Below are 20,817 nucleotides of genomic sequence, written 5' to 3' on the forward strand. Positions count from 1 at the left end.
GCGCGGCACAATCTTGCGGCCAACCAACCCGAGGGATGGAGGTCCACGTGTCGAGTCCGCCGACGCCCTTCGAAGTGCACGAGTCCGGCGCATACCTGCACGGCACCAATGCAGACCTCTCCGTGGGCGATCTGCTCGTACCCGGCCGCTTCTCGAACTACGAGGAAGGCCGCGTGATGAACCACGTCTACGTGACGCAGACATTGGACGCGGCTGTGTGGGGAGCCGAGCTGGCCAAGGGCGACGGTCGAGGCCGCGTCTACATCGTCGAACCGCTGGGCGCTCTGGAAGACGATCCGAACGTGACGGACAAGAAGCTGCCGGGCAACCCGACCCGCTCGTACCGCACCCGCGAACCCGTGCGCGTCGTCGGTGAGATCACCGACTGGACCGGACATACCGACGAGCAGATTCAGGCGATGCGTGAAGGCCTTGAGGATCTAAAACGACGAGGGCTGGACGTCATCTACGACTGAGCCCCACCAAAGTTGCCTGCGGCGAAATCCCTGCGGCGCGGTGCCCCTACCAACCGGCGGGTCCCCATGGTCCGTGGCCCATGCCCGGGCCGTGCCCGTGGCCCATGCCGGGGCCGTGATGCCCTTCGCCCATCCACGGCCCATCGGGGTGCATCTGGCCACACGCGGGGTTCCACGTGCTATCGGGCCACCAGCAGTGCGGCCCCCACGGTTGGGCGGTGCTCGCAGGGGCGTCGACCCCGAACCCGCCAAGGGTGACCGCTGAAGCCAAAGCCACCGCCGCCAAACCAGCAAGCAGTGCGCGCCTGGTGAACATGCTCATCACCCTTTACGTATCCAGTCAGCTCCAGAGCTGTGATTGCACTCTCGCATCGAATGGCACCGTCCCACTAGGGTCTTTCGGCCTCACCTGCCTTAGCGGATTAGGCGACTTCGCGCGCCGCCCGAGGACTGCCGGGGGTCGGCCACGGGGAGGGCGTTGGCCGCGCTCGTACTCGATGCGGCCACCAGAACCAGCGCCCGAGCAGTGTCGCGATGGACGGGGTCATGAAGGCGCGCACGACCAACGTGTCGAAAAGCAACCCGAGGCCGATGGTTGTTCCGATCTGGCCCAGCACGCGCAAGTCGCTGAACACAAAGGAAGACATGGTGGCGGCGAACACCAACCCTGCGGCGGTTACCACCGAACCTGAACCGCCCATCGCGCGAATCATGCCGGTGTTCAACCCGGCACCAATTTCTTCTTTGAGCCGCGAGATCAGCAACAGGTTGTAATCGGAGCCCACGCCCAGGAGTACGACGACGGCGATCGCAAGCACGATCCAGTACAACTGGATGCCGAAGATATGTTGCCAGACAAGAACTGACAGGCCGAAGGAGGCGCCAAGGGAAAGCGCTACGGTGCCGACGGTGACCAGTGCGGCGACCAGACTCCGGATGATGAACAGCATGACCAGCAAGACCAGGGTGAGGGCGGCTATTGCGGCGATCATCAAGTCGTATTTGGCGCCCTCCTGGATGTCCCGGTACGTCGAAGCGGTGCCGGCCAGATAAATCTGCGACCCCTGTAACGGGGTGCCCTTCAGAGCGTCGATCGCTGCCTGTCTGATCGGATCGATATTCGAAATGCCTTCAGGCGTGGCGGGATCACGGGTGTGGGTGATGATCATCCGGGCTGCTTTGCCGTCCGCGGACAGAAACATCTTCAGTCCACGCTGGAAGTCGCGGTTGTCGAAAGCCTCCGGCGGCAGGTAGAAGAAGTCGTCGATCTTGGCTGTGTCGAACGCCCGGCCCATGGCAGTGGGGTTCTCGGTCATTGCCGCAAGTTGGTCGTAGATTCCGGACAGGGTGGAGTAATTCGACAGCGCCAGCCCGTAGTTCGCTTCCTGGCCGGCGATCTGGTCGGGAATCAATGCCACCAGCTCCGGCTGGATCGCGGCCAGTCGATCCAAAGTATGACGGACGCTCTCCAACTGTCCGCTGAGTTTGTCGATGCTGTCGAGTGAATCAAACACGGACCTGAACGCAGAGCAGGCCGGAATGTCGTAGCAGTGTTCTTCCCAGTAGAAGTAGTTGCGGATCGGCCTCAAGAAGTCGTCGACGTTTGCGATGTTGTCGCGCAGCTCATTCAACGTGGCGATCGTCTCCTGAAAACTCTCTGCTTGGTCGCGGGTTGTCGCCGCGAGCTCTTGCTGCAACTCGTACTGGCGTTTCAACCTCTCGATTGACTTCGCAAGCTCGTCGGCTTGCGTCAGCATGTCGGCCGCGCGGTCTTGCTGGTACTTCAGGTTCATTACCTGACCGGTGTTCTGCATGCTGATTTGAAAAGGTATCGACGCGTGGTCGATCGGTGCTCCGAGCGGCCGAGTGATGGACTGCACCCCAGCGATGCCCGGCAGATGAAAGATGCTCCGGGCGACCCGATCCAAGATGAGCATGTCCGCTGGATTGCGCATGTCATGGTCGGCTTCGAGCATCAGGAGATCGGGATTCAACCGAGCGGGCGAGAAGTGACGCTCTGCGGCGGCGTGGCCGATATTGGCCGGCGCACTGGCTGGAATGTAGTGCCGCACATCGTAGCTCGTTTCGTAACCGGGAAGGGCAAGCAGACCGACGAGGGCCAGCGCGAGGGCGACTGTCAGGATGGGGCCCGGCCAGCGCACGATCGCGGTACCGATCCGCCGCCATCCGCGAACGCGCATCATCCGCTTGGGTTCGAAACGACCGACACAACTGCCCACGGTGACCACCGCGGGTATCAGGGTGAGAGCTGCGGCCAACGCAACGAGAATGCCGATCGCGACCGGTGCTCCGAGGCTGTGAAAATACGGCAATCGGGTGAAGCTGAGGCAGTACACGGCACCGGCGATGGTCAAGCCGGAGCCCAGGACAACGTGCGCGGTCCGGTGAAACATGGTGTAGTAGGCGGTGTCCCGGTCCTGGCCGGCCAGGCGGGCTTCCTGATAACGGCCGACGAAAAAGATGGCGTAGTCGGTACCGGCTGCGATGATCAGCAACGTGAGCAGGTTCGTCGCGTAGATCGACAGGCCGATGACTCCCGAGTCGGCCAGCAGCGCGATGATTCCGCGGGCGGCAGCGGCCTGAACAAGGACAATGAAAAGCACCAAAAGCACGGTGGTGACCGAGCGGTAGACGAAAAACAGCATCACGGCGATCACGAGAAGCGTGATCAGCGTGACGTGTAGGGCACCTTTGCTGCCCACTCCGAACTGATCGGCCAGCAGGGGCGCTGGACCTGTCACATAGGCCGTGACCCCGTCGGGGGCGGGGGTATGAGCCACGATGTCGCGGACCGCAGCCACCGACTCGTTCGCCAATGCTTCGCCTTGGCTACCGGCAAGGTACACCTGAACGAACGCGGCCTTGCCGTCGGCGCTTTGCACCCCCGCAGCGGTGAGCGGATCCCCCCAGAAGTCCTGGATGTGCTCGACGTGTGTGGTGTCCTTCCACAGTTTCTCGATCAACAAGTCGTAGAAGTGGTGGGCGTCGTCGCCGAGGGGCTCATCGCCCTCCAAGACGATCATGGCCGCACTGTCGGACTCGAACTCGTCGAACACCCGGCCGATGCGCTTCATCGCCTGCAGCGACGGTGCATCTGCTGGACTCAATGCCACATTCCGTTCTTCGGCAACCGCTTCCAACCGTGGAACGGCGATGTTGGTTGTGGCGGCGATGGTCACCCAGAAGAGAAGGATCGGCACCGACAGTCGCCGGATCATTCTCGATGACGTTGTCCGAGAGCGCATTCCGCTGCTCACGAGGATTTGTCCAAGCAGAAGGTGTAAGCGGCCACTCTGTTGACCACTCTTTCGTCGGTGACGACACCGTTGACGTTGATGCGGCAACCGATGAATGCGTTGTCGCCCTGGGCCACCACGTTGGCGATGACCGCGGGCTGCGTCGTCCTGATCGTGTACGACCACGGCAGGGTTGCGTCGACGACTTGGTGGGGCGCGGCGTTGACGTCCAGGTAGTTGATCGTCGCCACGGCTCCGGGTGTGCCGAAAACCTCGAGGACCACTTCCTTCGGGTTGAAAGGGGTGATCTCGCTGGAAATGTCGCTGTCGATCGATTCGTCGTGGTGCGAGCCGAACATCCCGTGCAATCGATACACGCTGAACCCGGCAACCGCTACGACGATCACGGCGACCAGCAGCAGCCATCCGCGCATGATCAGCCCGCGGACCGAAACCTGCGTCACCCGTGTGACTTTCGACAGTCGACGGCCGGCCGGGGCGGCGTCATGGTGCTGGGCACGACGGCTGGATCCTTTCGCGTGAGAGAACTCCAACACCGTGACCCGGGCAAACGTAAAATATCAACTGTGATGAATTATTCGGCCCGGCGGCGCGGGCGCAGGGTGGGAAAGCCCGATACCCGGACGAAGATCCTCGACGTCGCTCGACGACGCTTTCTCGACGGCGGGTATCAGGCCGTGACCCTGCGATCCGTCGCCGCCGATGCGGGCGTCGACATCGCTCTCATCAGCTATTACTTCGGCGCCAAGCGGGGCTTGATCAGTGAAGCCCTCGCCCTGGCCGCCAACCCCGCCGATGTCATCGAGGGCGCCGCCGCCGAGGCCGACCCCGCCACATTTCCGCAGCGTGTCTTGTCAGGGCTGCTTGCGCTGTGGGAGGAGCCGGAAAGTGGCGCACCGCTTCGCGCGCTGATTTCCGGTGCCGCCCACGATGAGGCCCTGGCAAGCCTGGTGAAGGAGATGGTGGATCGAGAGATCGTCGACAAGCTTGCCACCAGGATCGGCGGAGCAGACGCCCGCAAGCGTGCCGGCATGTTCTGCGCACAGATCGTGGGCCTGATCGTGTCGCGCTACATACTGAAGCTCGAACCGGCCTGTTCGATGACCCATGATGAAATAGTCCGGCAGTACGCACCTCCGCTGCACCTCTCATTGCGTCCGCGCGCCGGTGCGCGTTGAGCGTTGCCATCCGGGAACGCGCGCCGATCCGAGAGGGAGGAGTGGACAGGGAGGAGTGGACATCATCAAGACCACTTCGTAACCTGTCCGGGGTCGTAGAAGCTGGACCGGAGTCGGTCCTTGCAGCGAAGGATCGTGGCAATCCAGATGGTCGGGGCGCGGCGTGCACTGCGGCGAGCGGTGTTCGGTTTGGCGACGGCTGTCCTAGTGCTCGCGGTGTCGATGACCCACGTCGCCGCCGACCCGGCGGCTGACGCACTATCCAAGCTCAACGAGTTGTCGCGCCAGGCGATCGAGGCGCGCGAGGCGGTCACGGCCGCACAACGCGACCTCGACGAACGCGTCGCTGCCCAAGAAGCGGCCGAAGACCGCCACCGCGCCGACCTCGAGGCCCTTGCCGCCGCGAACGCCCAGCTCGCCCCCTATCAGGAGGCGGTCGACCGGCTTGCGGCGATGAACTACATGGGTGGCCGCGACGGTGCGATGGCCACGGTGTTGACCGCGGCCTCGCCGCAACAACTGATCGACCGGCTGTCGGTGCAGCGGGTGGTGGCCGCCACGACGGCCGAGCAGATGAAGAACTTCAGGGCAGCATCCGAGCGCGCGGCCGCCGCCGCCCAGGCCTCGGAGAAGTCCGCCGCCGACGCCCGCGCCGCGACCGAGAAGGCTGCCGCGGTGCGCGCGGACGTGCAGGCCAAATGGAAGGAACTGCTGCGCCAGATCGCCGCCGCCGAGGCGCAGTACGCGGCGTTGACACCCCAACAGCAGGCGGCGGTCGACAACGCCGCCCCGCCGCCCCCGAGTGCGCCGCCACCAGCAGACCCCGCGATCGTCGCGATGCCCGGCCCGCCGGCCGCCGACCCGGTCCCCTCGCTGGTCGCCGCCCAGATCGACATCCCCGAGGCGCTGCCCGTCGGCGTCGCGAACGAGGCCGGTCTGCAGCGAAACTCCGTCCTGGTCGCCCGGGCCGTCAGCGCCCGCTTCCCCCAGGTCTCGACCATCGACGGGGTCCGACCGGACTCGAAGCCGTGGCATCCACGCGGCCTGGCGATCGACATCATGATCCCGAACCACAACAGTCCCGAGGGCATCGCGCTGGGCAACGAGATCCTCGCGTTCGCGATGGCCAATGCCGGCCGGTTCGGGTTGCAGGATGTGATCTGGCGCGGCACCTACTACACGCCGGCCGGTCCGCAAGCGTCGGGTTACGGCCATTTCGACCACGTGCACATCACCACGTTGCCGCGCTGATCCCGCCCGTCAGGGATGAAAGTTCCACTGGCCGCAATCCTGGGCCAGCACATCGTTGACGTCGACGCGGATGCCGCCGACCACCGGTCCCGGATTCGACGCCGTGTCGATGATGCGCTGGTAGAGCACCGCGTGCGGAAAGATCTGCCCGTTCGACCAGGACCGGGTCTGCCAGGCCCAGACCCGGCCCGGCGTTTGTGATCTGCCGATGACGCCGTCGGCGGTGGCCCACTGACATGGCCGGATGCCGGCGTAGATGCCGGTGCGCATCACCCCGATGACGGAGTTGATGCCGCGAAACCACGGCAGTGCCAGGTCATTCCAGGTTTGGCGGTCGATGTCGTCGTCGACGCTGAAATAGATCGGGGCGGTGCGGCCACCACCGGCGGCGGTGTGCAGGTGCCAAGCGGCTTTCGCGTCGGCGACGCCGCCGGGATATCCGCGGGTGAAGTCCGACGGGGCCGTCCCGCCCGGCTTGCCGTACTGGTAGTTGCTGACGATCACCAGACCGGCCGCGGTCAGCGACTTGGCGTAGGGCAACGTGATCGGCTTGGCGCCGAACGACGAGCCGGGCCGTGACGTCGAGACGTAGTTGATCACCCCGGCGTGACCCGCGGCCCGGATGGCCTCCGCCGGAATCTGGCGCATCGCGAAGTCGATCAGTGTCGGAGAGGCGGCCGCCGCCGCAGGCGCCTGCTTCCCCGCTGCGGCACCCAGGGCAGCCGAAGCCGACACCGCGGCGGCGCAGCGCAGCACGTCACGCCGGGATACGGGCACCGCGCGAAGTTACCAAAGTGACTGTCGTGACGGGCGTGTCGACGCGCGGACGACGCCGTTTGTATTAGATTCGTTGCATATATCGCGCGGGTGGCTAACGCCGTCGTCGCCAGCGCCGATGACAGGGCATGACCTCGCTCCGTGTTGCCGGGGCCCTCGCGGTCGCCTTGACGGCGCCCTGGGCGTCGGTGGCGACCGCCCGGGCCGACGCGTTCGCGCAGTTCGGCGCGGTTTCGGTGATGGCATCGCCGTCGTGCGCGGGAACCGTCAGCGCCGACGCCCAGGTGACACCGGTGCAGGTCGACGACCGAGTGGAGAACGGCGTCCGCGTCGCGATCCACTACGACGCCGGCGTCTACGACGGTTCGTGTGCACTCACGGTGACCGCCTCATGGGCGAACCTCGACACCGGCGCATCGGGACGCGACGACGTCACCGCGGTCTCGATCATCGACGGCCACTACGGGTTCATCGGCTACGCCAACACCACATTCACCACCGGGACCGGGACGGTCGTCGTCACGCTCAGTACCCACCCCGGTGCGCAGATGCGGATGACCATCTGAGCTTGTCGGTGGCCGCGCGCATGCTGATCGCACCACGACAAAAGGACGCACCATGTGCTGGCGATGCGACAACCCCCACAGCCCCATCGAGGACTATCTGGACGAGCTCAGGGCCATCATCAGAGACCACGGCTGGGCGGTCCAGTGTGTCGAAGACGAGAAACGGCCTTTCGCGTACACGGTCGGCCTGCACGGCCCGGGTGCGCCGGAACTGTTGATCAGCGGCGTGTCACCTCAAGGCGCGAGCCACGTGTTGAACTCCGTGGCGCGCGGGATGATTGGTGAGGGCACCATAGTGGCCCCGGCGATGCGGATCGACTGCCGGGACGGTCCTCTCATCGAAGTCGTCGAGGTCGAGCACCCCGATGTGCACCTGAAGTTCGCGATCAGACTGTTCGGCCCGCGGGTTCGCGCCCTGCAACTGGTGTGGGCCGATGAGCGCGGGCGCTGGCCGTGGGACCCCAGTTGGCGGCACGGTCGTCGCCGCCAACCGGTTCTCGGGCTTCGAGGCCGATGATTTCGCTCTTGCCTAGAGTGATGAGCTCGAACTGCAGAGGGTGAAGGAGGCAGCATGACGCTGGCGGAGCAACTGTGGTCAGAGAACGCTGACGTGGTGGCCGAGGTGCTGGACAACCCGTTCGTGCGCGGCATCGGAGACGGCTCACTGGACCGAAAACTGTTCGCCGGCTACGTCGCTCAGGACGCGTACTTCCTCGAATCGTTCGCCCGTGCCTACGCGTTGGCGCTGGCACGCAGCCCCGACACGGCGACGCTGCTGACCTTCGCCGACCTTCTCGCCGGGGTCCGTGAGGAACTGCGGTTGCACGAGTCGTACGCGTCGTCGTGGGGCATCGACATGGCCAACGTCGAGCCCGCCCCGGCGACCTTGGCCTACACCGAGTTCCTCTTGGCCACCGCCGCGACCGGCAGTGTGGGGGTGGTGTGCGCCGCGATGACGCCGTGTATGCGGCTCTACGCCCACGTCGGCACCGCGCTGGACGCCGACACCGCCGGGCCGTACCGCCAATGGGTGGAAACCTACGCCGACCCTGGCTTCGACGAAGTGGCCGCGCTGCTGGAAAAGCTGCTCGACCAACACGTCGACGACCTCACGGCCGCGCGGATGGCCTACCGCCGGGCAATGCGGCTGGAGCTGGCGTTCTTCGATGCGGCCCTCAAGCCGGGCCCGTGAGACGGGCCGCTGCGCGCCGGAACGGCCATTCACATACGGGCGGCGCTTAAGCTAACGTCGAAATGAGTGCCCTTTACTTCGACGATGGGATTGCCGTATGACTGTCACCGGTGAGCGTCCAGAAATCCTCCTGGAGGATGTCGAGTTCAACCGCCGCGCTCATCCCGACAAGCCGCTGCGCCCCATCCCGCCGGGTCGCGACCATTTCGCCGCCCAGTGGCGGCAGATGCGCGAGTTCATGTTCGGCCAGTGGATCGACATCGACAAAGAGGTCGAACCCAACGCCCTCACCCGGCTGCGCGACGACTACTTCTGGCAGGGCGACGAGTACATCATCGGCGTGGTCGACGCATTCGAGCGCCTCGGCTACGAGAAGGGCCGCGCACTCTACGAACAGGCGCTGACCCAGGGCATCGACTCTCTCGACGATCCGCCCCGTGAGTTCGTCGAGTTCTTCGAACACCTCGATCAGCTACCGAGCCAGTTCGATCTCGAGGCCGCTGAACGCGGCCGCATGCTGGCGATGTCGGCCACCAAGACCGCCACCATGATCATCCAGGGGTGGGCGTTCTACGAGACCGCGATGACCGGAGATATCTCCGCATCCACCGGTGCCACCGGTCGCTTCGCCGACGACGGCCCGCGTCGCTTCATCGAGACCGCACGGGTCTTCGCGGAGTTCACGCTGCCCGACATCTTCGACCGGCATTCGGAAGCCTTCCAGGATGTGATTCGGGTGCGGTTGATGCACGGGCTGGCCAGCCGCGGCTTGCGCCGCAAATGGGGCGACGACGTCTATCTCAAGTTCGGCGAGCCCATCCCGGTCACGTCGCTGCTCGGGTTCGGCAGCGGGATGCTGCTCGGCCGGCTCGTCGACCACGCGTTCGGACGCAAGCTGACCCACCAGGAACTCGAGGACCTCGCCGAGTACTCGTCGTACTCGGGACGGCTGTGGGGCGCGCCCGAGCGGCTCTACTCCCCGACCGGCCTGGAGCTGATCAAGTCGTTGAACTACGTCCTGGCCAGGGGCGGTAACCCGTCGCCGTGGCGCGCCGAACTCGTCGACGCCATCGCCGGTCCCGCGCACCTGACGACCCTGACCGACGCCCTTCCCGGCGTCGTCAAGAAGTTGGTGGCCCGGCACGCCAACCAGCTCACCGCAACCCTCGCGCTCGTCCCGGCGGGCGCGGTGTTCGGATACCAGCAGATCGAGGCGATGGTCGCCGGTAGCTTCTTCGAGCCGCTGGGCTACAACTACGAGCGCCGAATCCGGATCTTCAAGGAGATTGCCAAGCTCAACGTCCGCATCGCGATGGTGGCCGACAAGCTGCCGTGGTCCAACCCGATCCGCGAGCAGAGAAAGAAGACCGGCGCGGCCGCGCGCGAGCGGATCGCGATGCTGGACAAGATCGCCAAGAATCGCCAGATTCCATTGACCTACACCAGCCACGACCGCTCGACAAAAGGTGAGGGGTTCACCGGCTAGGCGACCACCCCGATCGCACTGCCCGCCAACGCCTCTGCGCACTGATCGCAGCCCAACTCGGGAACGAACGGGTGCCCGCACGCGGTGTGGGTGAACAACAACGCCGGTCCGTCCGGGGCGCCGAGATAGGTCTCACCCCAGTGGATCGCGGTCGCGATGACGGGATAGAACGCCAGACCCTTTGGCGTGAGGTGGTATTCGGACCAGTCCGCGCGACCGGGATGCGCGGCGGCCTGTAGGACGCCGATGTCGCAGAACAGTCGTAGGCGGTCGGCGACCACCGCCGCGGGGGCCGACAGCCGGGTCTGGAAGTCGGTGAATCGGCGGGTCCCGAGAAAGGCGGCCCCCATGATCGCCGACGCCCACCGGTTGCCGAAGATCGCCATGGTTTCGGGGAACAAACCCGCGTCGGGCGGCGCGTCAGTGCGGACGCGGCGACGGGTGACGGCGCGTGGGACCGAGCGACGCCAGCCGCCGCTGGGTCCCCAGGAGGCGTCGATGTGAACGACGTGGACCGGTTGCCGGCAGTGCCCGCACCGCAGAACCGGCGAGAAGTCCTGGCCGCATCCCTGGTGGCGCATGGCCGGCAACGACCGGATGTGACCCTCGACCCAGGTGCGTTCCCAATGCCATATCGACACCAGCACCGGCCACAGCGCCCGGCAGGGCTCGGTCGGGTGGTAGTCGGCGCGCGGAGGCTGGTCCTGGTAGACGCGGCGCTCGAGCAGACCGTCATCCACCAGCGACCGCAACCGATTGCTGAGCACGGCGTTGGAGATGGGCAGCGCGGCGAAGTCGGTGAAACGGCGTGCGCCCAGCAGAGATTCGCGCACGATCAACAGGGTCCACTCGTCGCCGAGCAGCGCGAGCATCCGCCCTACGGCATTGGCGTCGTCGGGTCCCGTCACTGGGGCCGGGGCCAGCGGCGCAGCTCCTCGCCGGAGACCCAGGTGGAATGCGTTCCGCTGCAGATCCGTTCGGGCAGGCGCAGTTTGCACACCGGTCCGTCGACGACCCGGGCGGCATCGAACACCAGGCAGTAGGAGGCGTCGTCGTTCATGTCCGTGGTGAGGGTGACGAGATATCCGTCGTCCTCGGCGCTGCCCCCGGGGCGCGGCGCCATCGCGGTTTCACTGCCGAACACGCCGTCGCCGAGCGAGTACCGTTCCTCGATGCCAGTGTGCAGGTCGTGTTTGACCAGACCGTCGAACAAGAACCACCCGGGCTTGCCGGTGGCGGCGTAGACGTAGCGGTAGGGCCGGGTCTGGAAATCCCCGTTGAGCATGCCGAATTCGGTGAAGTCATCACTGAGCCGCTGTTCGGATGCGGCACCGGTGGCGAGGTTGAAACGCCAACGGTGCAGATGGGACTCGAAGCCGTCGAGCGCCAGGTAGCGAAAGGCCGCCTCCTCCAACGACCGAGCGCCCTCCGTCGACGGCGACGGGTTCGCCTGGAAGAACCCGTCGAGGACGATCTCGTCGCCGTCCTCGAACGCGTTGACGAAGTGCAGGGCGTAGGTCGGCGCGGCCTCGAACCACCGCACCTGCGACTGATCGCCCCGCCGGGGCAGTACGGCGAAGCGTGACGGCAGGTCGGGGTGAAAGACCGGCGCGTGAATATCCCGCTTGAGCAACGAGGGTTCCCAGAACAGCGGAAAGTCGTTGAGGATCACGTAATTCTCGGTGAACGCCATGTCGTGGGGCATCCGCGGCCCCGGCAGCGGGACGTCGGTCTGGTGCACCAGGTTGGCGTCCTTGTCGACCACGCCGTAACGCAAGTAGGGCGCTTCCTTGCTGTAGCTGAAGAACAGCAGTTCGCCGGTGACGGGATCGACTTTGGGGTGCGCCGACACACCCCAGGCCGGGAACTGTCCGTGCCAGGTCTCCTTGCCGATCGTGTCGGCGGTGTAGGGGTCGACCTGGTAGAGGTCGCCGCACAGGTAGAAGCTGGTCAGCGCCATCCCGCGGTGCACGATGACGTCGGTGCTCGACGCGTCCTTCATCCGGGTGCGCGCGCCCCAGCCGTCGTCGCGTTTGGCGGTGGCGGGCATCTCGATGAACCCTGCCCACAGCGAACCGCCGGCCTCCTGTTCGGCGAGCAGGCCGTCGGTGCGCACGAACCGGTTGCGGTAGTGGGCTTTTCCGTCGCCGAACTCGACGATGTGGATCATCCCGTCGCCGTCGAACGGGTGGTAGTTCGTGATCGCCGGATGCAGCGGGTTCTCGGTGTTGCGCAGATACATGCCGTCCAGGTCGGCGGGTACCTCACCGTCGACGACGTCGAGGTCGTCGGCACGCCACTCGTTCACCTGGGGCCGCCACGGACCGGTCCGATAGGGATGGTCGTCATCGCTCGGCAGCGTCGATGTCCACGTGTCCAGCAGCCGTACCCGCATACCGCGGAAGCTACAGTTGACAGAGTGACTCTGTCAACTGAACTATACGTCGTATGACGTACGTGTGGATCCTCGGCGGCTACCGGACCGATTTCGCCCGCAATCTCACCCGGGAGGGCGGCGCATTCGCCGACCTGACCGACGAGGTGGTGCACGGCACGCTGACCTCCGCCAGGGTGGACGCGTCCGCTGTCCAGGTCATCCACGTCGGCAACGCCTTCGGTGAATTATTCGCTGCCCAAGGACATCTCGGTGCGATGCCCGCCACCGTCGACAGCGCGCTGTGGGGAGTGCCTGCGGCGCGCCACGAGGCGGCGTGCGCGTCCGGCAGCATCGCGGCGCTGGCCGCCATGGCGGATCTGCGGTCGGGGGCCTACGACGTGGCGTTGGTGGTGGGTCTGGAACTGGAGAAGACCGTGCCCGGCGACGTCGGGGCGGCCCATCTGGCCGCGGCCGGGTGGACCGGGCACGACGACCCCGGCGCCACGAACATGTGGGCGGACACCTTCTCCCGGGTGGCCGACGAGTACGACCGCCGCTACGGCATCGACGACGCGCATCTGCGCGCGATCGCCACGCTCAACTACGCCAACGCCCGTCGCAATCCCCATGCGCAGACCCGCAATTGGCAAATTCCCGACCTCGCCGCCGACGGAGACGACGACGAGGTCAAGCCGCGCGTCGACGGTAAGCTGCGCCGCTACGACTGCAGTCAGCTCACCGACGGAGGGGCCGGCCTGGTGCTGGTCTCCGACCGCTACCTGCGCGATCACCCCGGCGCCCGGCCGATCGGGCGCATCGACGGCTGGGGGCATCGCACCGTCGGTCTGGGGCTAAAGCAGAAACTGGATCGCGACGCCGACTCGCCGTACGTGATGCCCCACGTGCGCGACGCGGTGCACGACGCGTTCCGCCGGGCCGAGGTCACGCTGGACGGCGTCGACGGCTTCGAGGTCCACGACTGCTTCACGCCCAGCGAGTACCTGGCCATCGACCACATCGGGCTGACCGGGCCGGGGGAATCGTGGAAGGCCGTCGAGAACGGCGAGATCGAGATCGACGGCCGGCTGCCGGTGAACCCCAGCGGCGGGCTGATCGGGGGTGGACATCCGGTGGGCGCCACGGGTATTCGCATGCTCGTCGACGCTGCCAGGCAGGTCAGCGGCGCGGCGGGGGACTATCAGGTCGAGGGTGCGCGCCGGTTCGGCACGCTCAACATCGGCGGCAGCACCGCCACCACGGTCAGCTTCGTCGTGTCGGCAGGGGGTTGACAACGTACAACCAATCGGTTGTATGTTGGGCCTGTGGCCGAGCAGGACGAGGACCGAGCGGACGCGTTCTTCCACGCCCTGGCCGACCGGACTCGGCGGGACATCCTGCGCCGGGTGTTGGCCGGAGAGCACTCGGTCACCGCGCTCGCGGCGAAGTACGACATGAGCTTCGCCGCGGTGCAGAAACACGTCGCCGTGCTGGAGAAGGCAGGCCTGATCTCCAAGCGTCGCGAGGGGCGAGAGCAACTGGCGAGCGGCGATGTGGATGCGGTGCGATCAGTCGCCTCCATGCTCACCGAGCTCGAAGACGTCTGGCGTGGCCGCATTGCCCGCATCGACGACCTACTCAGCGAGGAATAACCATGCCTGTCACCGATATCCGCAAGAACATCGACGACCGCACCCTGACGATCACCGCGGAGTTCGCGGCGCCCGTCGAGCGGGTCTGGCAGATCTACGCCGACCCGCGCCAGCTCGAGAAGATCTGGGGTCCGCCGGGCTTTCCGGCGACCGTGGTGGAGCACTCCCTCACCCCGGGCGGCACCGTCACGTACTACATGACCGGGCCCGACGGCGCGAAGTACGGCGGCTACTGGAAGGTCACCGCCGTCGACGAGCCGCGCAGCTTCAGTTTCGAAGACGGCTTCGCCGACGACGAGCTCAAACCGGCGGGCGACATGCCGGTCGCGCACAGCACCTACACGTTCGAGCCGGTCGGCGACGACGCCACCAGGGTCACCTACGTCAGCAAGTACGAGTCGGCCGAAGGCCTGCAGAAGGTCCTCGAGATGGGCGTCGAGGAAGGTTCGAGGGAGGCGATCAACCAGATCGACGCACTGCTCGCGAACTGACACCCGGCGACCGCTGGCGCGCGTGCGATACTCGCGGGCGTGGTGCGCAAGAGGTCGACCGACTCGACAGCGCGGGAGCTAGCGATCATTCAACGCGCCACCAGCGATCTGGTCGGGGTGGCCCTGCGCAGCGTCGAGGGCCTCGAAGTCTCGCTTCCGCAGTTTCGGCTGTTGCGCGTTCTTGACGAGTTGGGTGCGGCCAGCGCCACGCAATGTGCGCAGGTGCTGGGTGTCGGGGGGTCGTCGATCACCCGGTTGGTGGATCGGCTCGACGCGTCGGGACATCTGGTTCGTCGGCCGGATGCCGGTAACCGCAGCGCAGTCGTGCTGGCTTTGACCGACGAGGGCCGGCGGCTGGTCAACAGGGTCGAGGCGCGTCGGCGGCGCGAGCTCGGTAATGCGCTGGCTCGGCTCGAACCCGACGAGCGAGCCCAGTGCATTGCGGCGCTGGAGCGGTTGCACGAGGTGCTGGAAGCACCAGAGGACCCGCGGATCCCGTACTGACACAGGGCCGTCCGAACACCCACCGAATTGCCGAATGCAAGACTTGTCTTGCGCAAGACAATAATCAGCGGTAATCTTGGCGCACTCCAGAAACGAGGAAGCGATGCAGAGCGCCAAGGACAAGCTTCGCGCCGCCGGCCTCCGGGTGACCCGGCCGCGCCTCGCAGTTCTTGCCGAACTCGAGAACCATCCCCACGCCGACGTCGAGACAATCGCCACCGGCGCCCGGGCGCGCCTGGGCGCCGTGTCGACCCAGGCGATCTACGACGTCGTGCACGCGCTCACCAGGGCCGGGCTGTTACGTCGCGTCGAACCGGCGGGCAGCCGGACCCTCTTCGAGATCGAGACCGGCGACAACCACCACCATTTGGTCTGTCGCAGCTGCGGCGTGATCGTCGACGTTGCTTGTGCGACAGGCGAAGCGCCGTGCCTGCAGGCCAGCGACGACCGAAACTTCAGCATCGACGAGGCCGAGGTGACGTATTGGGGCCTCTGCCCGGCATGCCGAGCTGTGTCAACCGAAACCACCAATTGAACGGAGCATCGCAGATGACACAAATTCTCGACCGCACCGCCGTCCGGGGCCCGCAGAAACTCGGGCCGCTGACCCCGCTGGTAGGCGAGTGGGAGGGCAACGGTGGCGTCGACCTGAGCTATCACAACAACGACGACGTCACCGGCGAGACAACCTATTTCGAGACGGCCGTCTTCAAACCGATCCCGATCCAGGAGAACGGCCAACAGGTGCTCTGGGGGCTCAACTACTCGATGACGGCCTGGCGGCACGGCGAGGAGGCCATGGACCCCTTCCACGACGAAATCGGTTTCCTGCTCTGGGACAAGGCCAACGGACAGGTGATTCGCAACGTGGTGTTCGGCCGGGGCATCGCGATCCTGGCCGGCAGCGACGCCGCGGTCGGCGACCGCACCCTGCATTTCAACGCGACACCCGGCGACCCTTGTTACGGGGTGCTACAGAATCGCTACCTGCTCGACCGCGCTGAGATCAAGGGCTTCACCAGCAGTTTCACGTTCAACGACGACGGCACCTTCAGCTACAAGTCCGATCTGCAGTTGCGGCTGAGCGCCATCGGCGGCGAGATGCACCACACCGACGAGAACACCCTGCACCTCGTCAAGCGGTACCACCCGGGTAGCGAGGCCTGAGGCGACGCAAATCGGGCCGACGACAACGCCAGAGACGTTGCCGTCGGCCCGATTGCGTGCGACCTAGACCGTAACCGGTTGTGGGGTACGGGCCTGGTTGGCCGCGTTGCCGATGAAGGTCGGCCCGACGATGAGCGCCTGCGACGGATCCTCGGGATTGGTCGGAATACCATCACCGGGCTTGACGCCGCCCTCTTCACACATCTTCTGCCACATATTCATTCGAGTGGTACGGCTGGGCGTGAACTTGCCGTAGAGGAAGACCCGCCACAGCGTCCAGCGCGGCGCGGGCAGATGGTCGGGTCGCCCGACGAGGCGGTGCAGGACGACCATCCAACCGACCATCATCGCCATCATGATCGTGGTCGCCACCCAGCGCATCCACACGGGCATGGTCGAGTTGAGGGCCAGGATGTGGATGGATCCGACCCCGAAGTAGGCCACCATCATGCCGAACGGTGCGGCCAGCAGCAGGAGCAGCTTGCTCCAGCCGTGCAGACGCGGCACCGCGAACGCCAAGACCGCGCCGACCGTGACGAACGAACCGCCGTTGATGAAGCCCCACCAATACGGGAAGCCGAGGAACTCGTAGGGCTGCACGCCGTAATAGAGGTACACGCCGAGGTTGATGCCGATGGTCTCCATCAACGCGTCGGTGGCGATACCCAGGCCGAGCAGCATGAAGAACACATTGCGGTGAGCGCCGTTGCGGATGACGAAGTAACAGAAGTAGGCCTCCAACCCGAGGAAGGCCACGTAACACAGCGGGATCAGTGCAGGCACCGTGATACCGAAGTTGGTGAACGCGGGCGTGAGGTTGCTGGCCCAGTGCAGATGGCCGAGCAGGTCCAGCATCGGTTCCAGCAGGCTGCAGATCAGGCCGCTGCCGAGCACGATCAGCGGAATGTAGTTCTTGGCGCGCACCGCGGCCCGGATCGCCCACGGGGTGGCGAAGATGACCACCGCGGCGCCGGCTATGAAGAAGAACACGATCTCGGCGGTGAGGCTGGCCTCGAAGTGGCCGGGCGCCGGCTGCATCTGGGGCGGCCACCCCTGCTCGTCGCTGACCAACGGCCACCAACTGGTGGCGAGTATCCGATCCATCGCGTCTGACCTCCTCAGAGAAACAGTGGCCGGGCATCACCTGCGCAAACGCGCGTCGGTGGCGCGATCTGTCAATCACGACCACGTGTGGACTGGCTCACATTAACACAGTGTCCGTACACTGTGTACACCCAATTCGAATTCAGATTAAACGCGGTACCGGCCCGGCGGGTGTGGACCGCCCGGGAAGTATGGTCGGGGACATGACCGAGACCTCTCGCCGCTACGCCAAGCGGTTCAGGTCGGTGGAAACAGAGGGCGTGCGGCCGGTAGATCAGATCCTTACCGCCACGCTGGGGCTGCTCGGCCAGAAGACCTTCGACGAGATCAGCGTGGCCGACATCCTGGCCGAGTCGAAGGTCTCAAGAACGACCTTCTATTTCTATTTCGCCTCCAAGTTCTCGGTCCTGAGCGCATTGCTCGAGCGCGCGATGAGCGACATCTTCGAGACGGTTCAACCCTTTCTCAGCCGCGCGGAGGAGGACTCGCCCGAGGAGGCCCTCGAACGCAGCATCCGGGCAGTCACCTCGGCGTGGCACCGCCATCGCAGCGTCCTGCAGGCCGCGGCTCATCATTGGCACTCGAACCCGGAGCTGAATGCGCTCTGGCTACAGATCGCGGAACGTTTCATCAGTGCCGGCGCCGAGGAGATCGAGCGCGAGCGCGCGGCGGGCAAGATCGCCTCCTCGGAGTCGAGTCGGGCGTTGGCCGCGGTGCTCTTCTGGGGCACCGAGCGGGTCCTGTACGCGGCGGGTCTTGGTGTGGAGCCGTCGCTGGTCGACGAAGAGGGCGCCGTCGGGCCGCTGGTGGCCATGTGGCACGGTACTCTCTACAGGTGAGCAACCGGCTATCGAAAACCGTTGTGGCAACCGCCTATTCGGACCGATCGGCACCGAGGCCGGTCCGTACCAGTATCTGAGCCGTTCTCACGACGCTGTCTACCGTGCCTCGACTCGGATCCCACCACTCGGCGGCCCAGTTGAGGGCGCCGATCACGAGCAGCCGGGTTATCCGAGGATCCACGTCGGCTCGGAGCTCGCCGTCGGCGATCGCATCGGCGAACAGGCGCTGCCAGATACGGCCATAGACCGCTTCCTCCCTCTTCTGCCGGGCGCCCAGGTGTTCGGGAATCTGACCGGAGTTGCGGATCGACGCGGTGGTGTAATCGGACAGCTCCAGTTCGTGCCGCAGATGCGAATCCACCGCGGCCATGATCCTGTCCATGGCCGTGGCATCAGGCGGCAGCTCGTCGAGCTTCTGCTCCAGGCGTCGTCGCATATCGCTGATACCGCTGTACATGACCTCCTCGATGAGGTCTTCCCGCGACGGAAAGTAGTAATAGATCGCCGGTGCCTGTAGTTGCGCGTACTCGGCGACATCCGTCAACCGGGTACCTGCAAAACCCTTGACGCTGAGCACATGTGCGGCGGCGTCCAGGATCCGAACACGGGTGCGGTGTGACTTCGAATCACCGCTCTCGCCGTTCGCGGAGAATGCGCTGAACTTCTTGGCCATCACCCGATCACACGTCGTGGGCGTAAGGGCCGAAGCGACGCTGCGTCACTCTTGGCCCGGGAAAGGATCGTTCGGCCCGGACGAATAGGGGTCGTCGACCAGTGCCGCCCGCCTGCGCTCGCGCCGGAGTCGATCCTTGAGGGCGCCCAGGCGTCCGCCCTTGTCCTCCAGCCGGAATTGCTTGAGCATCGTCCTGGCGGCGTTCTGGCCGGGCATGCCGCTGATGCCCGCGACGGGGTGTGTGCCCGACCCGGTGAGGAACAGTCCCTCGACGGGGGTGCGGTAGCCGGCGAAACCGGCAACGGGTTTGTTCGGCCCGAAGCGGCTGATCGTGGGATCGACGTGGTAGACCGAACCGTCGATGGCCCAGAACCGCTCCTCGATGTCGGGCAGGACCAGCGGCCGCACTGCCACCTGCAGATCCTCCACGCCTTTGTAGTACTCGTCGGCGTCCTTGATGATGCTGTCGGTGATCTGCTTGCGCGCGACGTCCCACCCGTCCTCGGGAAACGAGGGGGTCAGGCCGGTCCAGAACCACCAAAGATCCTTGCCCTGCGGTGACATCGACGGGTCGAACGCGTTCGTCACCTGTGCGAGGCCGGGAATGGCGTCGGGTACCTTCCCCCTGACGCAAGCGCGCGCGGCGGCCTTGGCCTGCTCGTAGGTGTGGTAGCAGTTGCAGGCGATGCGCAGGTCGATCCCGTCGCCGCGCCACTTCTCGTGCTTGGACATGTCGATGCGTCCGGACAGGGCCACGTTGATCTTGGCGTCGGCAATGCCGCGCTTCCGGGTCGGGATATGGTCGGCGGCAACCTGTTTCTTGTGCTCGAGAACGCCGCGGGGCAGCAGGCGGGTCAAGGTGGTTTTCGGGCTGCACGCGGTCAGGACCCCGCGGCGAGCCCGGATCTCCTCGCCACCGCGGACCCGAACGCCCGTGCATCGCGCGTTCTCGATGAGGAGTTGCTCCACGGGGGAACTGGTGATGATGTCGCCCCCGTTGTCCTTGAGCACCGCGATCAACGCATTGGGCAACGACCCGGTGCCGCCGTGGAACATGGCGACGCCGTACTTGGAGAGCACGCCGAGATAGATCAGCGACCACCCCGACAGATCCGCATCGAACGGCATGAACGGCAGCGAGGTCAACAGCGGCGCGCGGATCATGTCGTGCTCGAAGCTCTCCTCGACCGCCTCGACCTGTGAACTCGACATCCAACGCCCAAGTGCGATGAGGTGCCTGCGATTCTTGACCACCCCCTTGGCGGCCGTGAGTATCGCCTTGATGTCGGGCTGCATGACGTTGGTCTGCATCATCGGCAGACCCATCGCGACCGCGGCATCGATCACCTCGTAGAGCTCGAGGAGCGCGCGCGCGTCCTTCTTGGAGAAGTACTCCAGTTCGGCTGCGGTTTTGCGGGGATCTCGCCAGAGACCCAGTGAGCTGCCGTCGGCTGCCAGTTGGAAGTGAGCCGGGTCAATCACGGTCTGCCGCAACCCGTAACGGCTCGACAGCTCGAGGTCTTCGTTGATGGTCGTGGTGCGAAACAGCGACGCCTGAATCGACGCCTCGTTGATGGTGTATTCCGGGGCCTCCGGCGCGAAGGAGCTCGTCGACGTCATGCCGCCGGGGGTGGCGGCCGCCTCGACGACGAGCACGTCGAGCCCGGCCTTCGCCAGATACGCGGCGGCAACCAGTCCGTTGTGGCCGGAGCCGACAACGATGACGTCCGCCTCGCGTGGTGTCTTGGCGGCAATGTTCGAACGGGCCTCTTCCGGCATGGCAACCCTTCGATAGAATTTTTATTC

23 protein-coding genes are annotated in these 20,817 nt (G+C 65.7%); 14 read left to right on the forward strand and 9 right to left on the reverse strand.

All coding sequences use genetic code 11. The features are described 5' to 3' along the window. The first annotated feature begins 35 nt into the window (after positions 1–35). Positions 36–476: an NAD(+)--rifampin ADP-ribosyltransferase gene (gene arr, locus G6N28_RS11475; RefSeq protein ID WP_179962059.1), complete on the forward strand. Its 441-nt coding sequence runs from the start codon at positions 36–38 to the stop codon at positions 474–476. Between the two features lie 46 nt (positions 477–522). On the opposite strand, the gene G6N28_RS11480 is transcribed toward arr, so the two are convergent. From G6N28_RS11480 to G6N28_RS11490, 3 genes are all read right to left on the reverse strand, one after another. Then, the gene (locus G6N28_RS11480; RefSeq protein ID WP_163896470.1) at positions 523–792 is read right to left on the reverse strand and encodes a hypothetical protein; all 270 of its coding nucleotides are present in this window, start codon (positions 790–792) and stop codon (positions 523–525) included. Between the two features lie 106 nt (positions 793–898). After that, positions 899–3,715 carry an MMPL/RND family transporter gene (locus G6N28_RS11485; RefSeq protein WP_276000995.1) on the reverse strand — a complete coding sequence of 939 codons (2,817 nt, stop codon included), beginning with the start codon at positions 3,713–3,715 and terminating at the stop codon, positions 899–901. A 35-nt stretch (positions 3,716–3,750) separates the two neighbouring features. Next, positions 3,751–4,167, reverse strand: a complete 417-nt coding sequence (locus G6N28_RS11490) for an MmpS family transport accessory protein (RefSeq protein WP_179962189.1) — start codon at positions 4,165–4,167, stop codon at positions 3,751–3,753. Between the two features lie 72 nt (positions 4,168–4,239). Between G6N28_RS11490 and G6N28_RS11495 the strand changes: the two genes are divergently transcribed. Together G6N28_RS11495 and G6N28_RS11500 are read left to right on the forward strand one after the other, a co-directional pair. Then, the gene (locus G6N28_RS11495; protein WP_235674541.1) at positions 4,240–4,932 is read left to right on the forward strand and encodes a TetR/AcrR family transcriptional regulator; all 693 of its coding nucleotides are present in this window, start codon (positions 4,240–4,242) and stop codon (positions 4,930–4,932) included. 147 nt (positions 4,933–5,079) lie between these two features. Beyond that, complete coding sequence (locus G6N28_RS11500; RefSeq protein WP_163906131.1) at positions 5,080–6,183, forward strand: coiled-coil domain-containing protein; 1,104 nt, start codon at positions 5,080–5,082, stop codon at positions 6,181–6,183. Between the two features lie 9 nt (positions 6,184–6,192). On the opposite strand, the gene G6N28_RS11505 is transcribed toward G6N28_RS11500, so the two are convergent. Continuing rightward, positions 6,193–6,960: a DUF1906 domain-containing protein gene (locus tag G6N28_RS11505; RefSeq protein ID WP_163900362.1), complete on the reverse strand. Its 768-nt coding sequence runs from the start codon at positions 6,958–6,960 to the stop codon at positions 6,193–6,195. Positions 6,961–7,088: 128 nt separating this feature from the next. On the opposite strand from G6N28_RS11505, the gene G6N28_RS11510 reads away from it, so the two are divergent. The 4 genes from G6N28_RS11510 to G6N28_RS11525 all read left to right on the forward strand — a co-directional run bounded on the left by G6N28_RS11510 (position 7,089) and on the right by G6N28_RS11525 (position 10,204). Continuing rightward, the gene (locus G6N28_RS11510; protein WP_163900364.1) at positions 7,089–7,526 is read left to right on the forward strand and encodes a hypothetical protein; all 438 of its coding nucleotides are present in this window, start codon (positions 7,089–7,091) and stop codon (positions 7,524–7,526) included. 52 nt (positions 7,527–7,578) lie between these two features. After that, positions 7,579–8,043 (forward strand): DUF4262 domain-containing protein, encoded by a 465-nt coding sequence (locus G6N28_RS11515; protein ID WP_163900366.1) that lies wholly within the window; start codon positions 7,579–7,581, stop codon positions 8,041–8,043. 54 nt (positions 8,044–8,097) lie between these two features. Continuing rightward, positions 8,098–8,718, forward strand: coding sequence for a TenA family protein (locus tag G6N28_RS11520; protein WP_163900368.1), 621 nt, complete (start codon positions 8,098–8,100; stop codon positions 8,716–8,718). 97 nt (positions 8,719–8,815) lie between these two features. After that, a complete protein-coding gene (locus G6N28_RS11525) occupies positions 8,816–10,204 on the forward strand; it encodes an oxygenase MpaB family protein (protein ID WP_163900370.1) in 1,389 nt (462 codons plus the stop codon). Here G6N28_RS11525 and G6N28_RS11530 read toward each other — a convergent pair. Continuing rightward, positions 10,201–11,076, reverse strand: a complete 876-nt coding sequence (locus G6N28_RS11530; protein WP_163906133.1) for a winged helix-turn-helix transcriptional regulator — start codon at positions 11,074–11,076, stop codon at positions 10,201–10,203. The genes G6N28_RS11525 and G6N28_RS11530 overlap by 4 nt on opposite strands. Before the next feature lie 32 nt (positions 11,077–11,108). Then, complete coding sequence (locus G6N28_RS11535) at positions 11,109–12,599, reverse strand: carotenoid oxygenase family protein (protein WP_163900372.1); 1,491 nt, start codon at positions 12,597–12,599, stop codon at positions 11,109–11,111. Positions 12,600–12,652: 53 nt separating this feature from the next. On the opposite strand from G6N28_RS11535, the gene G6N28_RS11540 reads away from it, so the two are divergent. From G6N28_RS11540 to G6N28_RS11565, 6 genes are all read left to right on the forward strand, one after another. Continuing rightward, the gene (locus tag G6N28_RS11540; RefSeq protein WP_163900374.1) at positions 12,653–13,870 is read left to right on the forward strand and encodes an acetyl-CoA acetyltransferase; all 1,218 of its coding nucleotides are present in this window, start codon (positions 12,653–12,655) and stop codon (positions 13,868–13,870) included. Between the two features lie 33 nt (positions 13,871–13,903). Beyond that, positions 13,904–14,230, forward strand: coding sequence for an ArsR/SmtB family transcription factor (locus tag G6N28_RS11545; RefSeq protein ID WP_046754490.1), 327 nt, complete (start codon positions 13,904–13,906; stop codon positions 14,228–14,230). 2 nt (positions 14,231–14,232) lie between these two features. Next, positions 14,233–14,721, forward strand: a complete 489-nt coding sequence (locus tag G6N28_RS11550; RefSeq protein ID WP_128109403.1) for an SRPBCC family protein — start codon at positions 14,233–14,235, stop codon at positions 14,719–14,721. Positions 14,722–14,763: 42 nt separating this feature from the next. After that, on the forward strand, positions 14,764–15,225 hold the full coding sequence (locus tag G6N28_RS11555) for a MarR family winged helix-turn-helix transcriptional regulator (RefSeq protein ID WP_179962190.1): 462 nt from the start codon (positions 14,764–14,766) through the stop codon (positions 15,223–15,225). 103 nt (positions 15,226–15,328) lie between these two features. Next, positions 15,329–15,760, forward strand: a complete 432-nt coding sequence (locus G6N28_RS11560) for a Fur family transcriptional regulator (protein WP_163900376.1) — start codon at positions 15,329–15,331, stop codon at positions 15,758–15,760. 14 nt (positions 15,761–15,774) lie between these two features. After that, entirely contained in the window at positions 15,775–16,392 is a 618-nt protein-coding gene (locus G6N28_RS11565) for a heme-binding beta-barrel domain-containing protein (RefSeq protein ID WP_128109405.1), read from the forward strand. A 63-nt stretch (positions 16,393–16,455) separates the two neighbouring features. Here G6N28_RS11565 and G6N28_RS11570 read toward each other — a convergent pair whose 3' ends face one another. Beyond that, positions 16,456–17,496, reverse strand: a complete 1,041-nt coding sequence (locus G6N28_RS11570; protein WP_163900378.1) for a hypothetical protein — start codon at positions 17,494–17,496, stop codon at positions 16,456–16,458. A gap of 203 nt (positions 17,497–17,699) precedes the next feature. On the opposite strand from G6N28_RS11570, the gene G6N28_RS11575 reads away from it, so the two are divergent. Further along, positions 17,700–18,335 (forward strand): TetR/AcrR family transcriptional regulator, encoded by a 636-nt coding sequence (locus tag G6N28_RS11575; RefSeq protein WP_163900381.1) that lies wholly within the window; start codon positions 17,700–17,702, stop codon positions 18,333–18,335. Between the two features lie 34 nt (positions 18,336–18,369). On the opposite strand, the gene G6N28_RS11580 is transcribed toward G6N28_RS11575, so the two are convergent. Both G6N28_RS11580 and G6N28_RS11585 read right to left on the reverse strand, forming a co-directional pair. Beyond that, a complete protein-coding gene (locus tag G6N28_RS11580) occupies positions 18,370–19,011 on the reverse strand; it encodes a TetR/AcrR family transcriptional regulator (protein ID WP_163900383.1) in 642 nt (213 codons plus the stop codon). A 45-nt stretch (positions 19,012–19,056) separates the two neighbouring features. After that, complete coding sequence (locus tag G6N28_RS11585) at positions 19,057–20,790, reverse strand: phytoene desaturase family protein (protein WP_163900386.1); 1,734 nt, start codon at positions 20,788–20,790, stop codon at positions 19,057–19,059. Positions 20,791–20,817: the final 27 nt, after the last annotated feature.

The sequence above is a fragment of the Mycolicibacterium pulveris genome (genome assembly GCF_010725725.1).
Lineage (GTDB): Bacteria > Actinomycetota > Actinomycetes > Mycobacteriales > Mycobacteriaceae > Mycobacterium > Mycobacterium pulveris.